Source organism: Streptomyces sp. CNQ085, from assembly GCF_022614595.1.
In the GTDB taxonomy this organism is placed as follows: domain Bacteria; phylum Actinomycetota; class Actinomycetes; order Streptomycetales; family Streptomycetaceae; genus Streptomyces.
Map to the genome: position 1 here is coordinate 1 of NZ_JAJFAU010000210.1, position 6331 is coordinate 6331.

General features: G+C 74.6%; 3 protein-coding genes. All 3 read left to right on the top strand.

Annotation, left to right across the window (positions count from 1 at the left end):
* The coding region (locus LJ221_RS23565; RefSeq protein WP_374228538.1) for an acyltransferase domain-containing protein at positions 1-4487 on the top strand (4487 nt) is incomplete at its 5' end.
* Positions 4484-6097, top strand: a complete 1614-nt coding sequence (locus LJ221_RS22800; RefSeq protein ID WP_241718594.1) for a PfaD family polyunsaturated fatty acid/polyketide biosynthesis protein — start codon at positions 4484-4486, stop codon at positions 6095-6097. The genes LJ221_RS23565 and LJ221_RS22800, both read left to right, overlap by 4 nt.
* On the top strand, positions 6094-6331 hold a 238-nt coding region (locus LJ221_RS22805), incomplete at its 3' end, for a hypothetical protein (RefSeq protein WP_241718596.1). The genes LJ221_RS22800 and LJ221_RS22805, both read left to right, overlap by 4 nt.

Here is a 6331-nt window from a genome sequence, read left to right on the forward strand (position 1 = left end):
ACGTGGTGCTGCGCGCCGCGCCGCGGGGCACCGGCCCCGCACGGCCGGCCGCCGACTGGCACGACGGTCCCGGCGTGCTGCTGCTGCCGCTCACCGCGGACGACGGCCCCGCACTGGCCGCCGCGGCCCGTGAGGCCGCCGCCGAACTCGCCGAGCGCGGACCGCGGGCGGTGACCCACCGGGCGGTACGGGAACTGTCCGCCCGCCGTGCCCGCCACACCGCCGTCCTGGTGGCCACCGACGCGGGCCGACTCGCCGGTGAACTGGCCGCCGCCGAACGCGACCTGCCGCGCGTCATCTCCGAGGGCGGTGAGTGGTCCACGCCCTCCGGAAGCTACTGCACCGCGCGCCCACTGGGCCCGGGGGGCCGGGTCGCCTTCGTCTACCCCGGCGCGTTCACCACCTATCCCGGGGCCGGCCGTGACCTCTTCCGCCTCTTCCCCGGCCTTCTGGACGGCTTCGAGAAGGAGGCCGACCACCCCGCCCGGCGGCTCAAGCACCGTGCGCTCCACCCCCGCGCCCGGGGCCCGCTCGGCCGCCGGGACCTGATGCGCCACGAGGAACGCCTGATCGACGACATCCCCGTGATGCTCGCCGCGGGCACCAACTTCGCGGTGCTGCACACCCGGCTGCTGCGCGACGTACTGGGCCTGCGTCCCGACGGCGGCTTCGGCTACAGCCTGGGCGAGTCCAGCATGCTCTTCGCCGGCGGGGTGTGGGCCGACTCCGCGCGGGACGACGCGGCGCTGGCGGCCACTCCGCTCTTCCGCGACCGGCTGCGCGGCCCGAAGCTGCGCGTCCGCGAGGCCTGGGGCATCCCCGGTTCCGTGCCGGACGGGAAGGTGTGGGCGACCCGGGTGCTGCTGGCCGGCCCGGACGCGGTGCGTCCGGCCATGGCCGGCCTGGAGCGGGTCTTCCTCACCCATGTCAACACCCCGCGCGAGGTGGTGATCGCCGGCGATCCGGAACAGGTCGCCCAGGTGATCGCGAAGGTGGGCTGCCAGGCCGCCAAGGCGCCCGCCAACCACGTCATGCACTGCCCGGTCGTCGACCCCGAACTCGACGCGCTGGCCGCGCTCAACGACTACCCGCTCGGCACGCCGGACCCCGGTCTGGAACTGCTGTCCGCCTACGACTACGACCGGGTGGACACCACCGACCGGGAACAGATCGCCCGCCGCATCGCGGTCACCCTGCGCAGCACCATCGACTTCGCCCGGCTCGCCGAGACCGCCCACGAGCGCGGCTACCGCTACTTCGTGGAGGTGGGGCCGGGCGCCACCTGCACCCGGTGGATCGGCGAGACGCTCAAGGGACGCGACCACGTGGCGGTCTCGGTGGACCGGCGCGGCGCCGGGTCCGCCGTCGCGCTCGCCCAGGCCCTGGCCCGGCTGGTCGCCCACGGTCTGCCCGTCGCCCTGGAGGAACTGACACCGCCGCCGGCGGCCGCCCCGGCCGGGCCGGTGCTCTCCGTGCCGTGCGGCGGCGAGCCGATCGCCGACCGGACGGCACGGGCGGCGGCCGCCGTCCTCACCCCTGATCCGCCCGAGGTACTGCCCGAGCGCTCCGGTCGCCCACCGGCCGCCCCGGGCGACCGGTCCGCCCCGGAACCCCAGCCCGCCCCGGAACCCCAGCCCGCCCCGGAACCCCAGCCCAGTGAGGTGACCCCGGCCATGCCGCCCGCATCCCAGGCGACGGCGCCCTCCGCCCCGGAGCCCGCCCCCGTCCTCGATCCCGATCCCGCCGCGGAGCGGATCGTCATCGAGGAGGAGCCGTTCGTCCACCTGCCCGAGCCGCTGCCGCGCTCCGCCCCCCAGCGGTACCGCCCGGCGGCCCTGGCCCGTCCCGCCGCGCCCCCGCTGCGGGCGATGGCGACGACCGTCGCTCGGGCGCACCGCGCCGCGCTGCGCGCGCAGGACGCGCTCGCCGAGAACGCGCTGCGGGCCCTGGAGGCCGCCGCCGCGCCCGCGGCGGCATCCACCGCCCCCGTCGTGCCCGCGGTGCGGGAGAAGACCGTGTTGTGGGACGAGCAGGACCTGCTGGAGTTCGCGCGCGGCCGGGTGGCACCGGTCTTCGGCCCGGCCTTCGCCGAGGTCGACACCTACCCGCGCCGCTGCCGTCTGCCCGAGCCGCCCTACCTCTTCGTCAGCCGGGTCACCAGGATCACCGGCGAGACGGGCCGCTTCGAGCCCGCCGAGATCACCACCGAGTACGACGTCCCGGTCGGCGCCTGGTACACGGTGGACGGTCTGGTCCCGTGCGCGGTGACCATCGAGGCCGGCCAGTGCGACATGCTGCTGATCGCCTACCTGGGCATCGACTTCCGCACCCGCGGCGAGCGTGTCTACCGGCTGCTGGACAGCCGTCTGGTCTTCCATGGCGGCCTGCCCCGCGAGGGCCAGACGCTGCGCTACGACATCCGCATCGACCGCTTCGTGTGGAACGGCGACAACCTGCTGTTCTTCTTCAACTACCGCTGCTACGCCGACGGCGAGCTGATCCTGGAACTCCTGGACGCCTGCGCCGGGTTCTTCACCCCCGCCGAACTCGCCGACTCCCTCGGCGTGGTGGACAGTGCCGCGGACCGTCGGCGGCGCGCGGCGATGGAGCCCTCCTGGTTCAAGCCGCTGGCCCGCACCGACCGCACCTCCCTGACCGGAAAGGACCTGGAGCTGCTGGCCGCCGGCCGCCCGGGAGAGGTGTTCGGCCCGCGCTGGGACCAGAGCGCCGACGGCTGCAACCGCTCGCTGCGCCTGCCCGGCGAGATGCTGCGCATGATCGACGAGATTCCGGTTCTCGACCGGCTCGGTGGGCCGCGCCGGCTCGGCGCGCTCACCGCCGTCAAGCGGCTGGACCCAGACGGCTGGTACTTCGCCTGTCACTTCACCGGCGACCCGGTGCTGGCCGGCTCCCTCATCGCCGAGGGCGGGGTACAGCTGCTGCAGACCTACGCCATGTACCTGGGAATGCACCTGGTCTTCCCCGACGCCGAGTTCCAGGCGGTGCCCGGTCTGGAGACCGAGGTCAGGGTGCGCGGCCAGATCACCCCGCAGACCCGCGAGGTCCGCTACGAGGTGGAGGTCATCGAGCTGACCATGCTGCCGCGGCCCACCGTGGTCGCCGACATCACCGTCTACGACGGCGACAAGCCCATCGTCGCCATGCGGAACTTCGGGGTGCGGGTGCAGGAGAAGCCGGGCACCCCCTACCGGCCCGAGACCGGCGGTCTCCCGGCCTTCCTCGGACGCCGCAACGAGCGCGGCGAGGCGGCCTTCATCAACGAACTCCACCTCGCCCATGCCGCCAAGGGCGACCTCGGCACGGCGATGGGCACGGAGTTCGAGATCTACGCCGACCGGCGCGCCCCCTACATCCCCAACGGCGACTTCCAGTTCGTGGACCGCATCATGCGGCTGGACGGCACCCGCGGCGAGCTGCGCCCCGGAGCCACGATGGCCACCGAGTACGACTCACCGCCCGAGGCCTGGTACTACCGGGACACCGGCGGGCCGGAGATCCCCAACTGCGTGGTGATGGAGACCTCCCTGCAGGCCGCCATTCTGCTCGGCTACTACCTGGGGGCCACCCTGGCCAGCCCCGACGAGGAGCTGGCCATCCGTAACCTGGACGGCCGCGCCCGCTTCGTGAGCCGCCCCGAACTGGCCGGCAGGACCATCCGCCACGAATCGGAGCTGCTGTCCAGCCAGTCCGTGCCCGGCGCGACCCTCCAGAACTTCCGCTACCGGCTGCTCGCCGACGACGAGGTGTTCTACGAGGGCGAGTCGCTCTTCGGGTACTTCACCGAGCAGGCGCTCTCCAACCAGGTCGGACTGGACTCCGGCGCGTACGTCCCGCCGTGGCTGGAGGCCGAGGGCGACGGTCTCGACCCGGTCCGGAAGCGGACGATGGCCGTCCGCTCCGACGACCGCTGGTTCCGGCCCCGGCCCGGCACCGGGCTGCACCTGGCCGACGACCACCTGCGGATGGTCGACGAGGTGACCATGGTGGACGGTGGCGGCACCCACGGCCAGGGGTACCTCTTCGGCCGCCGTACCGTGGCCGACGACGACTGGTACTTCGACTGCCACTTCCACCGCGACCCGGTGATGCCCGGCTCGCTGGGTGTGGAGGCGGTCATCCAGGCGCTCCAGGTCCACGTCATCGACTCCGGGCTCGCCGACGGCATGGGGCCGCTGCGGTTCGGGGTGCCCCTGGAAGTCGCGATGGCCTGGAAATACCGCGGCCAGATCCTGCGCGGCGACGGCGAGATGACCTTCGAGGCCCACATCAAGGAGGTCCGCCGGGACGGCGGGCGCCTCGTCGTCATCGCCGACGCAGCCGTCTGGAAGCCGGGGCTGCGCATCTACGAGCTCACCGACGTGGCGGTGGAGGCCGTCCCCGACCCGCGCGCGGAACGGACCGCCCCGCAGGACGGCCGGAACGGCCAGGACGGCCAGCACGACACGGACAAGGAGACCGGAGCATGACCACCCCCGCGACGGGCGGCGTCCACCACCGGGCCCGCACCGCACCCCAGGCCCCCCGCACCGATCCGGCCGGCGTCCAGGAGGTCCTGGGGCGGCTGGAGGAGCCCTGCTACATCGTCGGCACCGGCAGTGGCCCCGGCGCCACCACCGCCCGCCCCGGCCCCGGCACCCGGGTTCTGGCCGCGCTCGGCCCGCTGCCGCCCGAGCGCCTGGGATCCCGTGCCTTCCGCGAGCGCCACGGCACCCGCCTGGCCTACCTGGGCGGCGCCATGGCGGGCGGCATCGCCTCCGAGGAACTGGTGATCGCCCTTGCCCGCGCCGGCTGCCTGGGCTCCTTCGGCGCGGCCGGCCTGCTGCCCGAGCGCATCGACCGCGCGCTGCGCCGCTTCGCTGCCGAACTCCCGGGCCTGCCCTGGGCGGTCAACCTCATCCACAGCCCCAGCGAGGACGCCCTGGAACGCGACGGGGTGGAGCTGCTGCTCCGGCACGGGGTGCGGTGCGTGGAGGCCTCCGCCTACCTGGACCTCACCCCGCACGTGGTGCGCTACCGGGTGGCCGGGCTGCACCGTGGCCGCGACGGCCGGGTGGTGGCCGCCAACCGGCTCATCGCCAAGGTCTCGCGCCCGGAGGTGGCCGAGAAGTTCATGCGCCCCGCCCCGCCCGCGATCACCGCTGACCTGCTGGCCCGCGGGCTGATCACCGCCGAACAGGCGGAGCTGGCGCGGTACGTGCCGCTGGCCGACGACGTCACCGCCGAGGCGGACTCCGGCGGGCACACCGACCGGCGCCCGCTGACCGCGCTCTTCCCCGCGCTGCTGGAGACGCGCGACGCCGTCCAGCGCGAGATGCGCTACCCGGTGCCGGTCGGGCTCGGCGCGGGCGGCGGCATCGGCACCCCGCACGCGGCGGCCGCCGCCTACGCCATGGGAGCCGACTACGTGGTGGTGGGCTCGGTGCACCAGTCGTGCCTGGAGTCCGGCACCTCCGAGCCCGCCCGGCGGATGCTGGCCGAGGCGGGACTGGCCGACTGCGAGATGGCACCCGCCGCCGACATGTTCGAACTCGGGGTGGAACTCCAGGTGCTGAAGAAGGGCACCCTGTTCCCGATGCGCGCCAAGCGCCTGTACGAGCTGTACCAGCGCCACGACGGCATCGAGGCGCTTCCGCCGGAGGAACTGCGCCGCCTGGAGAAGCAGGTCTTCCGCCGCCCGGTGGAGGAGGTCTGGCAGGAGGTCGAGGCGTACTTCGCCCGCCGCGACCCCGATCAGCTGCGGCGCGCGGCGGCCGTACCGCGCCGCCGGATGGCGCTGCTGTTCCGCTGGTACCTGGGGATGGCCTCGCGCTGGGCGGTGACCGGCGAGGCTGACCGCACCGCCGACTTCCAGGTGTGGTGCGGGCCGGCCATGGGCGCCTTCAACGCCTGGGCGCGCGGCACCTACCTGGCGGCTCCGGAGAACCGGCGGGTGGCGGATGTCGCCGGGCACCTGCTGCGCGGCGCCGCCTACACCGCACGGGTGCACCAGCTGGCCCTCGCCGGTGTGCGGCTGCCGCGCTCCTGCGCCGAGTACCGGCCCGCGCCGGCCGCGGAAGCCGAAGGGGGCCGGCGATGACGGCGGACGACGGGCAGCGGTGGCCCCGGTACGCCGCCGCCACCTCCCTGGAACGGGAGCTGGGCGATCCGCGCGACGCGCGCAACCCGCTCGGATTCGCCGCCGCGGCCGGCGGTGTGCCACAGCTCGGGATCGTTGGGCAGCAGGACGGCCTCGGACGCGCCGGTCCCCAGCAGGGCCTGCGCCAGCTCCCCGCTGGCGGGCGGCTCCCCGGGGCACGCGGTGACGGTGGTG

Coding starts and splice junctions, on each gene's coding strand:
- LJ221_RS22800 (WP_241718594.1), top strand. CDS start 4,484: ATGACCACCCCCGCGACGGGCGGCGTCCACCACCGGGCCCGCACCGCA.